The sequence below is a fragment of the Allobosea sp. CRIB-10 genome (assembly GCF_900112185.1).
In the GTDB taxonomy this organism is placed as follows: domain Bacteria; phylum Pseudomonadota; class Alphaproteobacteria; order Rhizobiales; family Beijerinckiaceae; genus Allobosea.
Map to the genome: position 1 here is coordinate 45,614 of NZ_FOKP01000022.1, position 18,155 is coordinate 63,768.

Sequence of the window (18,155 nt, forward strand, 5' to 3'; positions counted from 1 at the left end):
TGGAGCGCGCTCCTGCAAGCGCGCTCCAAGAGAGAATGCGGGATCAGCTCTCGAAATAGGCGGCGTTACGCCCGCCGATGACGATGTCCCAGCGGTAGAGCGCTTCGCCGTTGGGGCCCTGTCCGACGCGGTTGCCGAAATGGCGGGCTTGCGCCTCGCCGAGCAGGATGAACATCGGGTCGCGGGCGAGATGCGGATCGCCCGCGAAATACATCTGGGCGATCAGCCGCGCCGAGCCGCCGCGGATCGAGACATGGACATGGGCCGGGCGCCAGCGGTCGATGTCCGGCCGCGCCAGATAGGAGCCGGGCATGATGGTGCGGAAGCGGTAGCGGCCGGCGTCATCGGTGATGGTCCGGCCGAAGCCGAGGAAGTTCGGGTCGAGCCGCTCGCGCACCGGGTCCTTCACATGGGTGTAGCGCCCCCATGTGTTGGCGTTCCAGACCTCGACCAGCGTGTTGCGGACCGGGCGGCCGAATTCGTCGAGGACATGGCCGGAGATCTCGATCACCTCGCCTTCGGCCTGCGGCCGGCCGGGCGCGATCCGGGTCAGGTCGTTCTCGCCGAGCTTGAGGCCGGGCAGGTCGGTGACCCAGGGCACGAAGCTGCGCCGCGCCGCTTCCGGGATCAGGTGCAGGCGCTCGCTCGGCACGCGTCGTTCGGCGGCGCCGTCGGTCGGGCCCGGCAGCATCAGGCGGCCGCGGTCGATGATCAGGGACATCGCTTCGCCTCCGCTCAGCTCGAAAGGTCGTCGAAGAAGGGCGTCTCGCCCGGGCCACGCATCACGATCGCGATCTCGTAGACGGCAGGGCCGTCCGCCGGCGCCTCGACCCGCCTGGCGACCAGACGCTCGCGCAGCTCCACCGGCAGACTCGCGAGCAGCGGGTCCTGTGCGTTCGCCTCCGGCTCGTCGTCGAAGAAGACCTGCGTGACCAGCCGGGTAATCCCGTCGGAGAACATCGTCATGGTGATATGCGGCGCGCGCGCCGCCATGCCACCCTCTGCAGGGAGCGCGCCGGGCTTGATCGTCCTGAAGGCGAAGGGCTCGGTCGTGGTGATCAGCCGGCCGAAGCCGTCGAAGAAGGGGTCGAGCAGGGGATGGCCGTCATTGTCCGGCGTGCGCAGGATGCCGGCAGCGTTGGCCTGCCAGAACTCGACCAGCGCGTCGTCGACGATGGCGCCGTCGCTGTCGAGCAGGCGGCCGCGCAGGACGATCTGCTGCCCCTGCGGCCCGACGCTCAGCCCGTAATGCAGGCGCGTCAGGTCGCTGCGGTCGCCGTCGATGAAGGAATAGGGGTAGTAAGGACCGACCGTGTCCTCGGCGAGCGGCGCGAGCCGGTTGGTGGTGGCGGGCGCAGCGTTCATTGCGCGATCTCGATCGACGATCTCTGCGGCATGCCATCCTCCCTGATTTAGTTTCGTTTATATACAAAACTTTGTTTGATCAACGTAGCGCGAGGATCAGGCGGCCGCCGAAGCCCCCGTTGCAAAGCGACCGGGATCGAAGAGCGGCAGCTCCGGCTCGCGGCCGAGGATGAGGTCGCCCATCAGCGCGCCGATATAGGGGCCGATCGTGTAGCCGCCGCGGACGCAGCCGAGCAGGAAGGCATTGTCGATGCCGGGCGCCGCACCGGCGAGGGGAAAGAAGTCCGGCACATTGGCTTCGAAGCCGGTCCAGGAGCGTACTACGCGGAAACGATCGAGGCCGGGCACGGCGAACATGGCGAGCCGCAGATTCGGCAGCAGCGTCGCGGGATCGACCGAGCTGCGGCCTTCATCCGGCGAGCCCGTGCCCTGCCAGCCGCCGCCGATCAGGATGCTGCCGTTCGGCTTCTGCTTCAAGGTGAGCAGGCCGGTGGCGTGGCCGACGACTGTGCCGACGAGGGCCGGGCCGCGTTCGGTGACCGAGACGGTGTTGACGCGGGCGCGGACCGGCAGGTCGAGCCCGATCATCGCGCCCGCGCTTCGGAGCCAGGCGCCGCAGGCGAGCAGCAGTCGGGTTGCGCGGACGGGGCCCGCCGGTGTCGCGAGCTCGAAAGCGCTGCCGCTGCGGTCGATCGCCGTAACGGGCGTCCGCTCGCGGATGTCGACGCCGGCGGCTTCGAGCAGGGTGCGGTAATAGGCTCCGGATAGGCTGGCATTGGCGTAACCGTCCTCGGCGCACCAACTCGCGGCGACGACCTTGCGCGACAGATTGGGTTCGAGCTCTGCGACCCGCGCCGGCGTGATCAATTCGATCGGCGCGCCGGCCTCGCGCTTCAGCGCCATGCGCTCGTGCAGGAGATCGGCCTCGCGCTGATTGAAGGCGAGAGTGATGCCGCCGGTCTTGTGGAAGCCGACGCGCTCGCCGGCCTTTTCCCAGAGTTCATGGCCCTTGATCGCATAGGGCATCAGCCTGACGCGCTTGATCTGCAGCGAAAGCGTGCCGGCATTGACGCCCGAGGCGCCGCTGCCGAGCGTCTGCTGCTCGATGACGATCGTGCGCATGCCACCTTCCGCGGCGCGGCAGGCGGCAGCGCTGCCCAATATGCCGCCGCCGATGACGGCGAGGTCGTAGAGCGCGCTCATAGCGGGGCCGGAGCGGGGATGGGCAGTTCGTCATAGTCGAACGCGCCGGTGATCGCGGCGAGCGGCACCGGGCGCAAGGGCGGACGGGCGCTGGGCTGGCCGATCGCCTCGCGATCCCAGCCGGTCGCGGCGGCGATCAGCATCGCCGCCGCCTCGCCACAGACACGGCCGCCGCAGGGACCCATACCGCAACGCGTCGTCGCCTTGAGGTCGGCGAGGGTGCGAGCGCCGGCCGCAATCGCGGCGTCAAGCATCGCACGGGTTAGGCCTTCGCAGCGGCAGACGGTCGCGTCAGGGTCGATCATTGCTGCAGCGCCGGGTGGCGGCATGGCGAGCGCCGACATCGCCGCGCCGAAACGGCCGGATTTGTGCCAGTTGGCTTCCGTCTGCGCTGCCTCGCCTGCGCTGCCGCCGCCGCCGCCGCGCCCGAGCCGGCGGGCGACACCGAGCGCGGCGAGCTCGCCCGAAAGCGGGGCGGCATCGGCGCCGCGCACGCCGGCGCCATCGCCAGCAACGAAGAGGCCGGGCACTGAGGTTTGGAGCGAGGCATCCACGGCCGGAATCCAGCCGCCCAGCTCCGGCTTATATCGATGCTCGGCGCCGAGCAGCCGCGTAACGTCGGTCGACGGCAACAGCCCGAAACCCAGGCAGACGGCGTCGGCAGCGAGCGTCCGCTCGGCATCGCCAACCGGCCGCCAGTCGCGATCGACGGGGCCGATGGTGACGGATTCGACGCCGTCCGTTCCGTGGATCGCGCGGATCGCGGTGCCGGAATGGATCGGAACCCGCGCCTTCAGCAGCGCGAGCAGCCAATTCGCACCTTTGGTTATGAGATCGGGCCGCGCCAGCATGCTGCCGGCCCTGGCGAGCCAGCTTGCGCGCGGCGCGGCATCGACGACGGCGGCGACCTCGCCGCCCGCAGCGACGATCTTGCTCGCGACGAGCAGAAGCAGGGGACCGGAGCCGGCGACGACGACGCGGCGCCCCGGCAGCACGCCATGGGCCTTGAGCAGGATGGTTGCTCCGGCGAGCCCGATCACGCCGGGCAAGGTCCAGCCGGTGACGGGGATATGCCGCTCGACCGCGCCGGCGGCGACGATGAGATTGGGCGCTTCGAGCGTCAGCGGGCCGTCGGGTCCGATCGCGATGACGGAGAAGCCTGGCCTCAGCGACCAGACACGGTGGTTGGCGTAGAGCACGGCGCCGCTGGCGGCGAGCTTCGCCCGCAACGCATCGCCCTTCGCCCGGTCAGCATCGGGCTGCGTTGCCGTCAGCGCCGGGGAGGGCGTGCGATAGACCTGGCCGCCGGCTGCCGATGCTTCGTCGATCACGCCGACGGACAGACCAAGACTGCGGGCCTTGATCGCCGCGGCGGCGCCGGCGGGACCTGCGCCGAGCAGGATGAGATCGTAATCGCTCACCGCACGCTCTCCACGACCAGCCCGTTATGCACCGGCGTGCGGCAGGCTTCGGTCAGCCGGCCGTCGATCGAGACGACGCATTCCTGGCAGACGCCCATGAAGCAGAAGGCGCCGCGCGGGCCGCTATCGTCGCGGCTGATGCGCAGCGTCCGCCGCCCCTGCGCATAGAGCGCCGCGGCGAGCGTCTCGCCTTCCCGCGCGGTCAGCGTCTCGCCGTCGAAGCGGAAGCTGACCGTTCGCGTCCAGGCGGAGCCGATGCGCAGGTCGCCCGCCATCTCAGCGGCCGGGCAGCAGGCCGAGCTCACCCAGCGTGGCGCGGAGCTTGTCGAGCTGGGCCTCGCCGAGCGGCAGCAGCGGATCGCGCGGCACGCCGGCCGGCAGGCCCTGCAGATTGAGCGCCGCCTTGAGGGAGGAGGGCCAGGTGCCGAGCGACATCAGCGTCTCGTAGACGATGGTCAGCTTGTTGTGGGCATCGACATAGTCGGCATCGGGCGCCCTTCGGCCGATCTCCATCAGCTTTCCGGCGGTCCTGCCAAGCAGTTCGGGCCCGGTCGCGATGAAGCCGGGCGCGCCGAGGGCGCTGCCGATCAGGATGTAATAGGCTGGGCCGACCATCACCGCGATCCTGTCGCCCATGCGGCTGATCAGCCGGGTGAGATGGCCGATGTCGCGATTGGATTCCTTGATGCCGACGACCGGGGCGACGCCCGTGATCGCCTCGACATCGTCGATCGAGAGCTCGATCACCGCGCGGCGCGGCGAGTTGTAGAGCAAGATCGGCATATCGACCGCCTTGCCGAGCAGCTCGAAGCGCCGCAGCAATTCCTCGCGCGTCGCCTTCAGCACATAGGTCTGCGGCATCACCAGGATGCCGCTGGCGCCGGCGTCGCGCGCGGCCTGCGCATACTGGATCGTCTGCCGTGAGCCAGGGGCGGTGCAGCCCATCATCACCGGCACGCGCCCGGCGCTGCGGTCGACGGCGATGCGGGTCAGGCGGGCCCGCTCGTCGCGGTCGAGCGCCCAGCTCTCGCCATTGTCGCCGGCGACGCAGATGCCCTGTGCGCCGATGCCGATCAGGTGCTCGACGATGTCGGCGAACGCGTCCGCCATGATCTCGCCGCGCGCATCGAAGGGCGTGACGATGGCCGGCACGAAGCCCTTGAGCGTGTCCTTCGTCAGCATGGTCATGAGCGATGTCCTGAAGCGGAGCCCGCAAGAAGCGTGGCCATGGAAATTCGGAAGACGCTGCCGGTCTGCGCCTCGACGATGAAGAGCGACTTCTGGTCCGGCGAGAAGGCGCAGGAGGTCGTCCAGAGCCCGCCCGGCGTGTGCACCACCGCCACGGGATCGCCGAGCGCATCGACGAGATAGAGCCGTCCCGCCTGCGCCTGGGCGATGGCGAGCCGCCCCGAGGTGTCGACTGCGAGCCCGTCCGGGCCGAGGCCCCCGGAGAGCTGGAGGAAGGTGCCGACCATCGGCCAGGCCGGATCGGGCGCCTCCGCCATGAAGCGCCAGATGGCATTGGCGCGCGTCGCGGCGAGATAGACGAGCTTGCCGTCCGGCGAGAGCGCGATGCCGTTGGGATAGGGCACGTTCGCCAGGATCAGCTCGGGCTTCGTCTGGCCCTGGCGCAAGCGGTAGACCCGCCCAGTTGGGTCCGACAGGCTGGTACGGCCGGAATCGGTGAACCAGACATCGCCATTGGGCGCGATGGTGAGATCGCTGAGGCCGCGGAAGGGCTCGGTGTTCACTCGCGCGCACAGCGTCGTCACGGTGTTCGCGGCGGGGTCGAAGGCGAGCAGGCCATGGCGGTAGTCGACGATCAGCCAGGTCCCGTCGCCGCGCGGGCGTAAGCCGTGGGGCTCGCCGTCATATTGGAAGGCGAGTTGCCAGCTGCCGCCCGGCGCGATCCTGAACAGACGGCCATAAGGCACGTCGACGAGCCAGAGGTTGCCCTCCGCGTCGAAGCATGCGCCTTCCAGGAAGGAGTGCAGGCGCTGGCCCGGCCGCGTGATGCGGACCCACTCGGTCGGCTCGCCGGTCCAGTGCAGGGCTTCGGGCAGGCGGGTGAACAGCGCGGCCTCGTGCCGGGGAAAGGCGGCGGCGATCATGCGATCACGCCCCGCGCTTTCAGGGCTTCGACCTCGGCCGGCGAGCGCCCGGTCTCGGCGAGGATTTCAGCGCTGTGCTCGCCGAGTTTTGGCGGAGGCCGGTCGATCGCCGGGCCGGCGGCGGCATAGGTGAAGGGGGCGAGCGGCACCGCGACGGAGGCTGCGCCCGGCAGCGCGGCGTCGAGCCTGTGGAAGAAGCCACGCTCGCGCAGATGCTGCATGCGGGCAGCCTCGTCGAGCGTGCGGACGCGCTCGGCCGGGATGCCGATCGCGTGTAGCCAGCCCTCCCACTGGGCCGCGGTGCGGGTCAGCATGATCGGGACAAGCGCCTCGCGCATCGCCTGCGCGGCGCCCCAGAGCGCCGGCCAGCTATCGAGCGCGGCGAAGTCGGGGCGGCCGAGCGCCTCCCAGAGCCGCCTGTTCTGCCTGACATTGAAGGCGCCGAGCATCAGCAGGCCGTCGGCCGTCTCATAGGTGCCGAGCCCGGCTTCCTTCGGGCGTGGCTGTACGGGGCCTTCATAGAGTGCGGCGGCGGCTTCCGGCGCCATCAGGGTCAGCGCGGTGTCGAACATCGCGCAGTCGATGATCTGGCCCTTGCCGCTGGCCTGGCGCTGGAACAGCCCGGCCGAGATCGCGAAGGCGGCGGCATAACCGGTGGCGTAGTCGATAAAGGAGGCGCCCGACTTCACCGGCTCGCCCGAGCGCCCGGTGGTGCGCGCCATCACGCCCGAGGCGGCCTGGATGACGTTGTCATAGGCGTTGACCGCCTCGCGCTCATGGCCGCGGGCGAAGCCGGTGATCGAGCAATGGATCAGCCGGGGGTTGCGGGCGCAGAGCGTCTGCGGCCCAAGTCCGAGAGCATCCAGCGCGCCGGCGCGATAATTCTCGACGAGCACGTCGGCCCCATCGACGAGATCGAGCAGGATCGCCCGGCCGTCCTCGCTGGCGAGGTCGAGCGCCAGCGAGCGCTTGTTCGAGCCCTGGACGAGATAATTGATGCCGAGGCCGGCGGCATTGAGCGCGTCGTCCGGCCCGCGTCCGCGCGCCGTGTCCGGCATTTGCGGCGGCTCGATCTTGACGACGTCGGCGCCGAGCAGAGCGAGCTGATAGGCGCAGAACGGGCCAGCGAGCACATGGGTGAGGTCGAGCACCCGAATGCCGTGAAAGGGACGTTGCCGTGATGGGCTCAAAGATCGCGGGCTCAAGCTCGGCCACTCCGTTCTTGTTTCTCATACGAAAATGTGTTTTGCATATCAACAGAATTCTTCTGGTTGCGGGGAATGCCATGTCACAACCAAGCCCTTGGGCGAACGCGTCCGCGGTCCTTCATCGCAACCTCCGCAGCACGCCGCAGCTCGCTCTCAAGGGAGACGGCGTCCACCTCGTCGATGCCGACGGCAGGCGCTATCTCGACGCCAGCGGCGGTGCGGCTGTGTCCTGCCTCGGCCATGGCCATCCGCGCGTCACCGCGGCGATCATCGCGCAGCTCGGCAAGCTTGAATACGCCCACACCTCCTTCTTCACGAATGAGCCGAGCGAGCGATTGGCGCAGATGCTGGTCGAGCGCGCCCCGGCCGGCTTCGGGCAAGGCCGCGTCGCCTTCGTCGGCAGCGGCTCGGAGGCGATGGAGGCGGCGCTGAAGCTGGCGCGGCAATATTTCGTCGAGATCGGCCAGCCCGAGCGCCACCGGTTCATCTCGCGGCGGATGAGCTATCACGGCAACACGCTGGGGGCGCTCGCGGTCGGCGGCCATGCCGGGCGGCGGGCGCTGTACCAGCCGATCCTGATCGAGGCCTCGCAGATTTCGCCCTGCTACGCCTATCGCGACCAAGGCGCGGGCGAGACGGAAGAGGCCTATGGCCTGCGCGTCGCTGACGAGCTCGATGCCGAGATCCAGCGCCTCGGCGCGGAGAGCGTCGCCGCCTTCATCGCCGAGCCGATCGTCGGGGCGACGCTTGGCAGCGCCACCGCCGTTCCCGGCTATTTTGCCCGCATCCGCGAGATCTGTGACCGGCATGGTGTCCTCTTCATCGCCGACGAGGTGATGTGCGGCATGGGCCGGGCCGGGGCGATGTTCGTCAGCGCGCAGGAGGGCGTGCGGCCGGATATCATCACCATCGCCAAGGGGCTGGGGGCCGGCTACCAGCCGATCGCCGCGACCATGGCGAGCGAGCGCGTCGCCGGGGCGATCGAGGCAGGCTCCGGCCTGCTCGCCAATGGCCACACCTATATGAGCCATGCCGTCGCCTGCGCCGCCTCGATCGCGGTGATCGAGACGATCGAGGAGGAGGGTCTGCTCGACAATGTCCGGCTTATGGGCGCGCTGCTGTCGCGCCGGCTGGGCGAGGCCTTCGGCCAGCATCCGCATGTCGGCGACATCCGGGGCAGGGGCCTGCTGCAGTCGCTCGAACTCGTCGCAGACCGCGACAGCAAGCAGCCCTTCGCAGCGAAGGATGGGCTCGCCGCCAGGATCAAGCAGACGGCGCAGAGCCTCGGCCTGATCTGCTATCCGTCGAGCGGCACGGCCGACGGCGTCAATGGCGACCATGTCCTGCTGGCACCGCCCTTCACCATCGATGCCGGCCATGTCGACGAGATCGTCGAGACGCTCGGGGCGGCGCTGGCCGCGACCCTGCCCGCCGCCCGCAGTGCCGCCTGAGGAGCCATTGCCTTGTCGCGCAAGACCATCCTGACCTGCGCCGTCACCGGCAATCTGACGCTGCGCGAGCAGCATCCCGGCCTGCCGGTGACGCCGGCCGAGATCGCCGCCGCCGCCATCGAGGCCGGCAAGGCCGGCGCGGCGGTGGTGCATCTCCATGCCCGCGATCCTGCCACGACCAGGGGCAGCATGGAGCTTGCCCTCTTCAGCGAGATCGTCGACCGCATCCGGCAATCCGGCTCGGATGTCATCCTCAATCTTTCGACCGGGGAGGGCGGGCGCTTCGTGCCGGGGATCGACGATCCCAAGATCGCGGCGCCGGGCACGACGTTGACCACGCCGGAGCGGCGCGTCGCGCATGTCGAGGCGCTGAAGCCGGAGATCTGCACGCTCGACCTCAACACGATGTTCTCAGGGACCGCGGTGGTGATCAACACGCCGCGCAACGTCACCGAGATGGCGCGGCGCATCTATGCCGCCGGCGTCCTGCCCGAGCTCGAGCTGTTCGACGGTGGCGATTTGCAGCTCGCCAAGGCGCTGCAGGCGGATGGCGTCCTGCGCAATCCGCTGCTGATCCAGCTCGTGCTCGGGGTGCGCTATGGCGCGATCCCGAACCCGCAGACGCTGGTCTATTTCGCGTCGCAGCTGCCGCCGGACTGCATCTGGGCGGCCTTCGGCATCGGCCGGCACGAATTCCCGCTCTTGGCGCAGGCTTTCCTGCTCGGTGGCCATGTCCGGGTCGGGCTGGAAGACAATGTCTACATCCGCAAGGGCGTGCTGGCGCGCGACAATGCCGAGCTGGTCGAGAAGGCTGGTACGATCGTCGAGAATTTGGGCGGCGCGCTGGCGACGCCGGCCGAGGCGCGGGCGATCCTCGGCCTTTAGCCCAGCCGTTCGGAGATCCGCTTGGCCGCGGCCCTGACCGCGGCGAGGTAGCGGCCTTCGATCTGGTCGAGGTCGAAGGCGGAGTCCGGGCCGGAGATGTCGATCGCGGCGACGACCGCGCCGCGCCGGTCGATGATCGGGGCGGAGATCGAGCTGCCGGCCGCCTCCATCACGCCGCGGCTGACGACATGGCCGCGCGCGGCCGCCGCCTCGACCGTGGCGATCAGCTCTTGTGTCGAGGTCGGCGTCTGGCTGGTCAGCGGCACGAAGCGTTCCTTGCGGAAGAGCTCTTCCAGCTCCGCTTGCGGCAGGCCGGCGAGCAGCAGCCAGCCCATCGGCGAGGCATAGGCCGGCACGCGCGAGCCGACATTCATGTTGCTGAGGAAGCCCGAGCGGGTCTGCACGCAGCTGAGATAGAGCACGTCGCGCTCGTCGCGGATCGCGAGGTGCGCCGAGACCAGGGTCTCGTCGCGCAGCGCTTCCAATTCGGGGCGGGCGATCTCGATGATGTCCTTCGAGGCCAGGAAAGCGAAGCCGATATTGAGGACGCGCGGCCCGAGCGCGAACTGCTTCGACTGCTCCTCCTCGAGGAAGCCCATATGGCGGAGCGTATAGATCAGACGGAAGACCGAAGAGCGCGTCAGGCCGAGCTCCGAGGCGATCTCGGTGATGCTCAGCGGCCGGCGCGCCGCCGCGACGATCTCGAGGACACGCAGGCCGCGATGCAGGCCGGGCACGAAATAGACCGCGTGGTTCTTGTGCTGCGTTTCCGCATCCGCCGCGTCGTCCATACGCTGCCTATCCGCCTCAGGGGTCACCGTTCCATTTGCATGTAAAACAGTTGTGCGCTGCGGTCACGTACGGGCGAGGGGCATGTGGCCTGCGAATACGCTTCGACTTTGCGCCCCCCACCCCTTCCCCTCCCCACAAGGGGGAGGGGTTGTCGCGTTGCGCACATCCTTCAGGCCGGCAGCACTTTCCCCGGGTTCATGATGTTGTCAGGATCGAGACTCGCCTTCAGCGTGCGCATCACGTCGACGGCGGCGTCGCCGTGCTCCTTGCGCAGGAACTTCGCCTTGCCGTAGCCGACGCCGTGCTCGCCGGTGCAGGTCCCGCCGAGCTCGATGGCGCGGTTGACCAGCAGGCCGTTCAGCCGCTCGGCCTCGCGGATCTCCTCGGGCGAATCCATTCTGATCAGGAAGCCCATGTGGAAATTTCCGTCGCCGACATGGCCGAGCGCCGTGACCGGGAAGGGCGCATCCTTGGCGTGCTCCTTGATCTCGGTGATGCAGGCGGCGAGCTGGGAGATCGGCACGCAGGTGTCGGTGCCCCAGCTGCTGGCGCCGGGACGCAAGGCGAGCAGCGCGTAATGCATGTTGTGCCTTGCCTGCCAGAGCCTGTTGCGCTCCTCGGCGCTGGTGGCAAAGCGCCAGCCCTCGCCGCCATGGCCTTCCGCGAGCATCTGCACGGTTTCGGCCTGCGAGACCACGGCCGCCTCCGTGCCGTGGAATTCGAGGAAGAGCGCGACCGTCTCGGGATAGCTCAGATTGTTGTGGCGGTTGATAGCGCGCATGCAGGTCTCGTCGAGCAGTTCGACGCGGGCGACCTGGATGCCGCACTGGATCGTCTCGATGGCGCAATTGACGGCGCTGGCGATGTCCGGGAAGGAGCAGACCGCGACCGAGCTCGCCTCGGGGATGCCGTAGAGGCGAAGTGTGACCTCGGTGATGACGCCGAGCGTGCCCTCGGAACCGACGAACAGGCGGGTCAGATCGTAACCGGCCGAGGATTTGCGGGCGCGCCCGCCGGTCTTCAGGACGGTGCCGTCGGCGAGCACGACGGTGAGCGCCAGCACATTGTCCTTCATCGTGCCGTAGCGCACCGCATTGGTGCCCGAGGCGCGCGTCGCGGTCATGCCGCCGAGGGTGGCGTCGGCGCCGGGATCGACCGGGAAGAACAGGCCGGTATCGCGCAGATGCTCGTTGAGCTGCTTGCGGGTGACGCCGGCTTCGACCGTGCAGTCGAGATCCTCGGCATTGACGGCGGTGATCGCGTTCATGCGCGAAAGGTCGATGCAGACACCGCCATGCAGCGCGACGACATGGCCTTCGAGCGAGGTGCCGGCGCCGAACGGGATGACCGGCACCTTCGCCTGATGGCAGAGCTTGACGATGCTGCTGACCTCTTCGGTGGTCTGCGGATAGCAGACGACGTCGGGCGCCTTGGTCGGGTGATAGGACTCGCCATGGCCGTGATGCTCGCGCTCGCTGTCCGAGGTCGAGCAGCGCGGGCCGAGGAGATCCCGCAAGGAGGCGGTGAGATCGTCGAGGGCAGGATACCGGGTGGTCTGCGACGTGGCGGCAGGAACGTTCATTCTGTCCTCGACTTCCGGCGTTTCCGGCATGCTCATAAGGCAATCTCGACCGTGATGTCGCCCTTGGCCACGGCGGTAGCAGCATGAGCGCTCTGCATCGCCAGGGGAAGTGCGCGATCCGGCCGCCTCCAAGCCCGAGCCTCAACCCGCTGCGTCGAAGCGGCGCCCTTCCTCGCAGAGCCAGGCGACCAGCGCGTCGAGGGCCGGGCTGCGCTCGCTCTGCGGTGTGACGGTCAGCCAGCAGCCGGTGGCGCTGTCGAAGCTGAGGCCGAGCGGATTGACCAGCGCGCCCGAGGCCAGTTCCTCGGCGACATAGCAGCGCGGCGCGAGCGCGACGCCGAGCCCGGCGACGGCGGCGCGGATGATCACGGAGTAATAGCCGTAGCGCACGGTGTGGGCGGGCACCGCGCCGCGCAGGCCGTGCGCCTCGGTGAACTCGGCCCAGAAGGCCGGCATCTGGAAATGCTGCAGCAGCGTCATCTTCTGGATGTCGGCGGCGCGATTGAAACCGCCCAGTCGCTCCAGCGCCGAAGGCGCGGCAACCAACGCGACCTGGCGCCCGAACAGGTAGTGCGACTCGCGGTCCGGCCAAGGGCCGAAGCCGTGGACGATCTCCAGATCGGCCTCCTCGATCTCGTTCTCGCTGACGAAATTGGTGAACTGGACGTCGATCTCGGGATGGGCCTGGGCGAATTCGGGAAAGCGCTCCATCAGCCAGCGCTCACCGGCAATGGCGATCATGTGCAGGCGGATCGGCCGGCCGATCGCGGCGCGCTCGGCGAGACGGCGGGCGCCGCGCTCCATCTGCTCGATCGCCGCCTCGGCATAGGGGCGGTAGATCGTGCCGGCCTCGGTCGGCTTCAGGCCGGCCGGGCTGCGCTCGAACAGCTCCGTGCCGAGATGCTCCTCCAGCGCCTGGATCTGCTTGGAGACGGCGCTCTGGGTCAGGTGCACCTCGCCGGCCGCCTTCGCCGTCGAGCCGAGGCGGGCGACGGCGAGAAAGACCCGGAGCGCCGTGGTCGACGGCGGGAGATTGCGGCCGGCCAATAGATATTCCCTCAGCGACTACCCCGGAGGAGATCGTTTCGTTTGCCGGTTGCGCGGTCAAGAGGGCAGTGTTTCAGGCAAGGGGAGAGCATCATGAACCATAATGCGCGCCTATGGGGCGGCCGTTTCCGCAAGTCGCCCGATCCGCGCATGATGAAGCTGTCGAGCGCGGCCGGCGCCCATGCCCGCCTCGCGCCGCAGGACATCGCCGGCGGCAAGGCCCATGCGGCCGAGCTGGAGCGCGCCGGACTGCTGAGCCAGGACGAGTTCAGGACCATCGTCGCAGCGCTCGAGGCGATTGCTGCCGACCTCGCCGCCGGGACGCTCGCCCCTGACGAAAGCGACGAGGACGTCCATACCTTCATCGAGCGTGTGCTGACCGCCCGCATTGGCGCGACCGGGGCCAAGCTCAGGGCCGGACGCTCGCGCAACGACCAGGCGGCGAACAATCTCAAGCTCTATCTGCGCGCCGAGGCGCGGACGATCGGCGCGATGCTCGCCGAACTGCTCGAGGCGATCGCCGGCCAGGCCGAGCGGCATGCGGCCTCGGTCTGCCCGGGCTTCACCCATCTGCAGAGCGCCCAGCCCGTGACTTTCGGCCACTGGCTGATGGCGCATGGCCAGGCGCTGTCGCGTGACGCCAGCCGCCTGCAGGACTGGGAGAAGCGTTCCTCGCTCTCGCCACTGGGCGCGGCGGCGCTCGCCGGCTCGGCAATCGCGCTGACGCCGGAGCTCAGCGCCAGGGCGCTCGGCTATGACGGCCCCTGCGAGAACTCGGTCGACGCCGTCGGGGCGCGCGACCATGTCGCGGAGTTCCTGTTCGTCGCGGCGATGCTGGCGACCAATCTGTCGCGGTTGGCCGAGGAGGTCACGCTCTGGACCTCGCGTCAGTTCGGCTGGGTCGTGCTCGACGATGCCTTCGCGACCGGTTCCTCGATCATGCCGCAGAAGAAGAACCCGGACATCGCCGAGATCTCCCGCGGCCGGGCGGCGCGCCTGACCGGCGATCTCGTCGCCATGCTCGGCGCGCTGAAAGGCCTGCCGCTCGCCTATAACCGCGACCTCGCCGAGGACAAGCGCGCCGCCTTCGATGCGGTCGACGTGCTCGGCGAAGTGCTGCCGGCGTTCGCCGGGCTGATCGAGACGATGGAAGCCAGGCCCGAGGTGATGCGGGCGCAGGCCGGCGCCGGCTTTGCGCTCGCGACCGAAGTTGCCGATCATCTCGCCCGCAAGGGCGTGCCCTTCGCCGAGGCGCACGAGATCAGCGGCGCGCTGGTGCGCTATTGCGAGGAGATGGGCCGCGAGCTCGAGGGGCTGGAGCCGGTGGAATTGCGCGCGATCGATCCGCGCCTCGACGAGAGCGTCCTCAGGGTGCTGACGCTCGATGCGGCGGTGGCGGCGCGCAGCGGCCATGGCGGCACGGCGCCAGCGAGGGTCGCCGAGCAGATCGGCCGCTTCCGCGGCTGGCTCTCCGGCTTCGCGCAATGGACGAGGGAGCGCGCGGCATGAGCAGTGCAACCCAGACCATGCCGGATCGCGGCCTCGCCGAGCTCGCCGGCCTGACCATCGTGCCCAAGCGCTTCTACGGGCGCTGGGTCGCCGCGGCGGCGATCCTGTTCGTGCTCGCCTGGATCGTGAAAGCTTTCGCGCAGGGGCAGATCGCCTGGCCGGTGGTGGCGCAGTTCTTCACCGCGCCGGCCATCCTCGCCGGTCTCATCAACACGCTGATCATGACCGTCTGCGCCATGGGGCTCGGCATCGTGCTCGGCGTGGTCTTCGCGATCATGTACATGTCGCCGAACCCGGTGCTGCGCGGCGTCGCGCTGTTCTATATCTGGTTCTTCCGCGGCACGCCGCTGCTGCTGCAATTGCTGCTCTGGTTCAACCTGGCGCTGGTCTTCCCGACGATCGGCATTCCCGGCGTGGTCGAGTGGCGCACCATCGACATCATCGGCCCGTTCATGGCGACGCTGCTCGGCCTCGGCATGAACCAGGGCGCCTATACCGCCGAGGTCGTCCGCTCCGGCATCCTCTCGGTCGATCTCGGCCAGACCGAGGCCGCCAAGGCGATCGGCATGACGCGGCTGACGACCTTGCGCCGGATCGTGCTGCCGCAGGCGATGCGCGTGATCATCCCGCCGGTCGGCAACGAGGTGATCAGCATGGTCAAGCTGACCTCGGTCGCCAGCGTCATCCAGTTCTCGGAGATCCTGCGCAATGCGCAGAACGTCTATTATGCCAATGCAAGAGTGATCGAATTGCTGATCGTCGCGGCCGGCTGGTACCTGCTCGTCGTCACTCTCTTGCAGATCGGGCAGTTCTTCCTCGAACGCGCGTTCTCGAAGGGCCGGGGTGAGCGCCGCGCCAAGCCTGAGATCGCCGAGGAGGCCGCAGCGTGACTTCCCTGTCCCCGATCGTCGTCGCCGCCAGTGTCACCAAGCAGTTCGGCCCGCTGAAGGCGCTGAACAATGTCTCGCTCTCGGTCCTGCCGGGCGCCGTGCAATGCATCATCGGTCCGTCCGGCTCGGGCAAGTCGACGCTGCTGCGCTGCATCAACCAGCTCGAGAAGATCGACGCCGGCGCGATCACCGTCGCCGGCGAACTGATCGGCTATCGCCGCATCGGCAACGAGCTGCACGAGCTCAGCGACGCCGAGATCGCGCGCCAGCGCCTCAAGACCGGCATGGTCTTCCAGCGCTTCAACCTGTTCAACCACATGACGGTGTTGCAGAACATCATCGAGGGGCCGCTCACGGTGCTGAAGCGGCCGCGGCGCGAGATCGTCGCCGAGGCCATGGCGCTGCTCGAGCGCGTCGGCCTTTCCGAGAAGCGCGATTCCTATCCGATCGAGCTTTCGGGCGGCCAGCAGCAGCGCATCGCGATCGCCCGCGCGCTGGCGATGAAGCCGCAGGTCATGCTCTTCGACGAGCCGACCTCGGCGCTCGACCCGGAGCTCGTCGGCGAAGTGCTGAACGTGATGCGCGACCTTGCCGCCTCCGGCATGACCATGATCGTCGTCACCCATGAGCTCGGCTTCGCCCGCGAGGTCGCAAGCGACGTCGTCTTCATGGACAAGGGCGAGATCGTCGAGCAGGGGCCGCCGCGGCAGGTGCTGGTCGCGCCGAGCCAAGCCCGCACCCGCGACTTCATCGCCGCCGTCCTCAAGTGACCCGAGACCCAGTGAACCCAAGCAAAGACAAGAGGGAGATCACCATGCTTCGCCTTTCGCTCGCCGCCGCGCTGCTCGCCGGCACCGCGCTCGCCGCCCAGGCCCAGGCCCTGCCGGACCGGATCAAGACCGCCGGCAAGATCGTCATCGCGACCCAGCCGAACTATGCGCCGATCGTCTACAAGGACCCGGCGACCAACCAGATGGCCGGCTTCGACTACGAGCTCGGCGAAGCCATCGCCAAGGAACTCGGCGTCAAGGCCGAGTGGCAGGACACCGCCTTCGCCCAGATGCTGCCCTCGCTGACCACCGGCCGCGTCGACATGGTGATGGCCGGGATGAGCGACCTGCCGGCCCGGCGCGAGACCGTCGACTTCGTCGACTACATGGTCTCGGGCGCCCAGTTCTACACGGTCACCGCCTTCGCCTCGACGATCAAGTCGGTCGAGGATCTCTGCGGCAAGAGCGTCGGCGCCAGCCGCTCGACGAACTGGCCGAAGCAGATCGGCGAGTGGAGCGAGGCCAATTGCGTCGCCAAGGGCAAGCCGGCGATCACCGTGGTCGGCACGGAAGGCTCGGTCGACGCCCGCACCCAGCTCAAGACGCAGCGCCTGCAGGGCGGCGTCCAGGGCAGCGAGACGATGAGCCATTTCCAGAAGCTCGAGCCGAACACTTATATCCCGCTCGGCGAGCCCTTCACCCGTTCGCTGACCGGCATCCCGTTCCCGAAGACGGCCGAGGGCGGCCAGCTGCGCGACGCGGTCAAGGGCGCGCTCGAGCGGCTGCAAGCGAACGGCACCTATGACGCGCTGATCGCCAAGTATGTTCAGCCGAGCAACGCGCTGAAGCCGATCTCGGTCAACAAGGGCGAGTGATCGCTTGACCCTGCCGGCCTCGGCGGCTTCGCTGCCGTCGAGACCGGCGGCTTCCTCGCCGGCGCGCCTCGCGAGGATAGCGTGCTGACCTTCCGCCAGATCGAGGTGTTCAGGGCGGTGATGGCGGCCGGCAGCCTTGCCGGCGCCGCGCGAGAGTTGCGCATCGCGCAGCCGACGGTGACGCGGATGATCCTGCGCATGGAGGATCAGCTCGGCGCCAGGCTGTTCAACCGGGTCCGCGGTCGCTTGACGCCGACGCAGGAGGCGGCGCGCTTCCTCGCCGAGATCGACCGCGCCTTCGAGCAGATGCGCTCGGCCGTCGAGCGCGCTGCGCAGGCGGCGCTGCCGGAGCGCTCGGTCTTCCGCTGCGGCGCCTCGCCCAGCATTGGCCGCGGCCTGGTCCCTGCGGCGCTGGCGCGGCTGGTCGCGCGCATGCCGGCGGTCTCATTGCAGCTCGACATCCTGACGGTCAGCCAGGTGCTGCCCTATCTGCTGGATGGGTCGGCCGATGCGGCGGTGACGTTGTTTCCCATCATGCATCACGAGGTGGTCAGCACGGCCGTCGGCAGTGGCCGGCCGGTATTGCTGACACCTGCCGCCATGGAAGTGCCCTCGGGCGAGGCCGATCTCGCCAGCCTTGCCGACCAGGCCTGGGTCGTCTTCCAGCCGCGCTCCGTTCATGGCGACATGGCAGCCGGCATCCTCTCCGATCATGGCTTGAGGCCGGCGCGGACGCATCTGGTGCGCTTCGCCGAAACGGCGGTCGCTCTGGTCGAGGCCGGAATCGGCGTCTGCATCGTCGACGAGTTCACGGCGCGTGCCGCCGACATGGCGCGTCTGCGCTGCCTGCCCGTGCCGACCAGCCGGCGTTACGAAGCCTATCTGCACCGCCCACTCGCCGCGCGTGGCGAGGTGACCGAGCAGTTTGAGCAGTGCCTGAAGGATGAGCTGCAGGCGGGATCTATGCCTTGAGGCTATAGCTGCCGCATGCAACGTCGCTTGAAACGGCGGGCCGGCTCCGTTTGAGTGCGCGCAGAAAAATCCAG

18 protein-coding genes are annotated in these 18,155 nt (G+C 68.9%); 7 read left to right on the forward strand and 11 right to left on the reverse strand.

Annotated elements, in window-relative coordinates:
- Positions 1–43: 43 nt before the first annotated feature.
- The 8 genes from BMZ69_RS23075 to BMZ69_RS23110 form a co-directional block, all read right to left on the reverse strand.
- Entirely contained in the window at positions 44–721 is a 678-nt protein-coding gene (locus BMZ69_RS23075) for a dioxygenase family protein (RefSeq protein WP_210188078.1), read from the reverse strand.
- A gap of 14 nt (positions 722–735) precedes the next feature.
- Positions 736–1,365, reverse strand: a complete 630-nt coding sequence (gene pcaG / locus BMZ69_RS23080; protein WP_092161234.1) for a protocatechuate 3,4-dioxygenase subunit alpha — start codon at positions 1,363–1,365, stop codon at positions 736–738.
- Between the two features lie 96 nt (positions 1,366–1,461).
- Positions 1,462–2,568, reverse strand: a complete 1,107-nt coding sequence (locus tag BMZ69_RS23085; protein ID WP_092161236.1) for an NAD(P)/FAD-dependent oxidoreductase — start codon at positions 2,566–2,568, stop codon at positions 1,462–1,464.
- The gene (locus BMZ69_RS23090; protein ID WP_092161237.1) at positions 2,565–3,989 is read right to left on the reverse strand and encodes an FAD/NAD(P)-dependent oxidoreductase; all 1,425 of its coding nucleotides are present in this window, start codon (positions 3,987–3,989) and stop codon (positions 2,565–2,567) included. The genes BMZ69_RS23085 and BMZ69_RS23090 overlap by 4 nt, the downstream gene beginning before the upstream one ends.
- Positions 3,986–4,264: a (2Fe-2S)-binding protein gene (locus tag BMZ69_RS23095; protein ID WP_092161238.1), complete on the reverse strand. Its 279-nt coding sequence runs from the start codon at positions 4,262–4,264 to the stop codon at positions 3,986–3,988. Before BMZ69_RS23095 ends, BMZ69_RS23090 begins: the two co-directional genes overlap by 4 nt.
- Position 4,265: 1 nt before the next feature.
- The gene (locus BMZ69_RS23100; RefSeq protein WP_244543493.1) at positions 4,266–5,177 is read right to left on the reverse strand and encodes a dihydrodipicolinate synthase family protein; all 912 of its coding nucleotides are present in this window, start codon (positions 5,175–5,177) and stop codon (positions 4,266–4,268) included.
- Positions 5,174–6,100 (reverse strand): SMP-30/gluconolactonase/LRE family protein, encoded by a 927-nt coding sequence (locus BMZ69_RS23105; RefSeq protein WP_092161239.1) that lies wholly within the window; start codon positions 6,098–6,100, stop codon positions 5,174–5,176. The genes BMZ69_RS23100 and BMZ69_RS23105 overlap by 4 nt, the downstream gene beginning before the upstream one ends.
- A complete protein-coding gene (locus BMZ69_RS23110; RefSeq protein WP_244543494.1) occupies positions 6,097–7,251 on the reverse strand; it encodes a CaiB/BaiF CoA transferase family protein in 1,155 nt (384 codons plus the stop codon). The genes BMZ69_RS23105 and BMZ69_RS23110 overlap by 4 nt, the downstream gene beginning before the upstream one ends.
- Positions 7,252–7,385: 134 nt before the next feature.
- Here BMZ69_RS23110 and BMZ69_RS23115 point away from each other — a divergent pair, with 134 nt between their 5' ends.
- Together BMZ69_RS23115 and BMZ69_RS23120 are read left to right on the forward strand one after the other, a co-directional pair.
- Positions 7,386–8,759: an aspartate aminotransferase family protein gene (locus BMZ69_RS23115; protein ID WP_092161241.1), complete on the forward strand. Its 1,374-nt coding sequence runs from the start codon at positions 7,386–7,388 to the stop codon at positions 8,757–8,759.
- Between the two features lie 12 nt (positions 8,760–8,771).
- A complete protein-coding gene (locus BMZ69_RS23120) occupies positions 8,772–9,644 on the forward strand; it encodes a beta-keto acid cleavage family enzyme (RefSeq protein WP_092161242.1) in 873 nt (290 codons plus the stop codon).
- Here the strand turns inward: BMZ69_RS23120 and BMZ69_RS23125 are convergent.
- From BMZ69_RS23125 to BMZ69_RS23135, 3 genes are all read right to left on the reverse strand, one after another.
- The gene (locus tag BMZ69_RS23125) at positions 9,641–10,435 is read right to left on the reverse strand and encodes an IclR family transcriptional regulator (protein WP_092161247.1); all 795 of its coding nucleotides are present in this window, start codon (positions 10,433–10,435) and stop codon (positions 9,641–9,643) included. The two genes, BMZ69_RS23120 and BMZ69_RS23125, sit on opposite strands and share 4 nt — an antisense overlap.
- Positions 10,436–10,605: 170 nt before the next feature.
- The gene (locus tag BMZ69_RS23130) at positions 10,606–12,018 is read right to left on the reverse strand and encodes an FAD-binding oxidoreductase (protein WP_092161344.1); all 1,413 of its coding nucleotides are present in this window, start codon (positions 12,016–12,018) and stop codon (positions 10,606–10,608) included.
- A gap of 141 nt (positions 12,019–12,159) precedes the next feature.
- The gene (locus BMZ69_RS23135) at positions 12,160–13,065 is read right to left on the reverse strand and encodes a LysR family transcriptional regulator (RefSeq protein ID WP_092161259.1); all 906 of its coding nucleotides are present in this window, start codon (positions 13,063–13,065) and stop codon (positions 12,160–12,162) included.
- A gap of 93 nt (positions 13,066–13,158) precedes the next feature.
- On the opposite strand from BMZ69_RS23135, the gene argH reads away from it, so the two are divergent.
- From argH to BMZ69_RS23160, 5 genes are all read left to right on the forward strand, one after another.
- On the forward strand, positions 13,159–14,574 hold the full coding sequence (gene argH / locus BMZ69_RS23140) for an argininosuccinate lyase (protein WP_092161261.1): 1,416 nt from the start codon (positions 13,159–13,161) through the stop codon (positions 14,572–14,574).
- Positions 14,571–15,464, forward strand: coding sequence for an amino acid ABC transporter permease (locus BMZ69_RS23145; RefSeq protein WP_092161262.1), 894 nt, complete (start codon positions 14,571–14,573; stop codon positions 15,462–15,464). The genes argH and BMZ69_RS23145 overlap by 4 nt, the downstream gene beginning before the upstream one ends.
- A gap of 5 nt (positions 15,465–15,469) precedes the next feature.
- The gene (locus BMZ69_RS23150; RefSeq protein WP_092161345.1) at positions 15,470–16,234 is read left to right on the forward strand and encodes an amino acid ABC transporter ATP-binding protein; all 765 of its coding nucleotides are present in this window, start codon (positions 15,470–15,472) and stop codon (positions 16,232–16,234) included.
- A 44-nt stretch (positions 16,235–16,278) separates the two neighbouring features.
- A complete protein-coding gene (locus tag BMZ69_RS23155; RefSeq protein WP_092161263.1) occupies positions 16,279–17,109 on the forward strand; it encodes an ABC transporter substrate-binding protein in 831 nt (276 codons plus the stop codon).
- An 81-nt stretch (positions 17,110–17,190) separates the two neighbouring features.
- Positions 17,191–18,081: a LysR family transcriptional regulator gene (locus BMZ69_RS23160; RefSeq protein WP_092161264.1), complete on the forward strand. Its 891-nt coding sequence runs from the start codon at positions 17,191–17,193 to the stop codon at positions 18,079–18,081.
- The last annotated feature ends 74 nt before the right edge of the window (positions 18,082–18,155 follow it).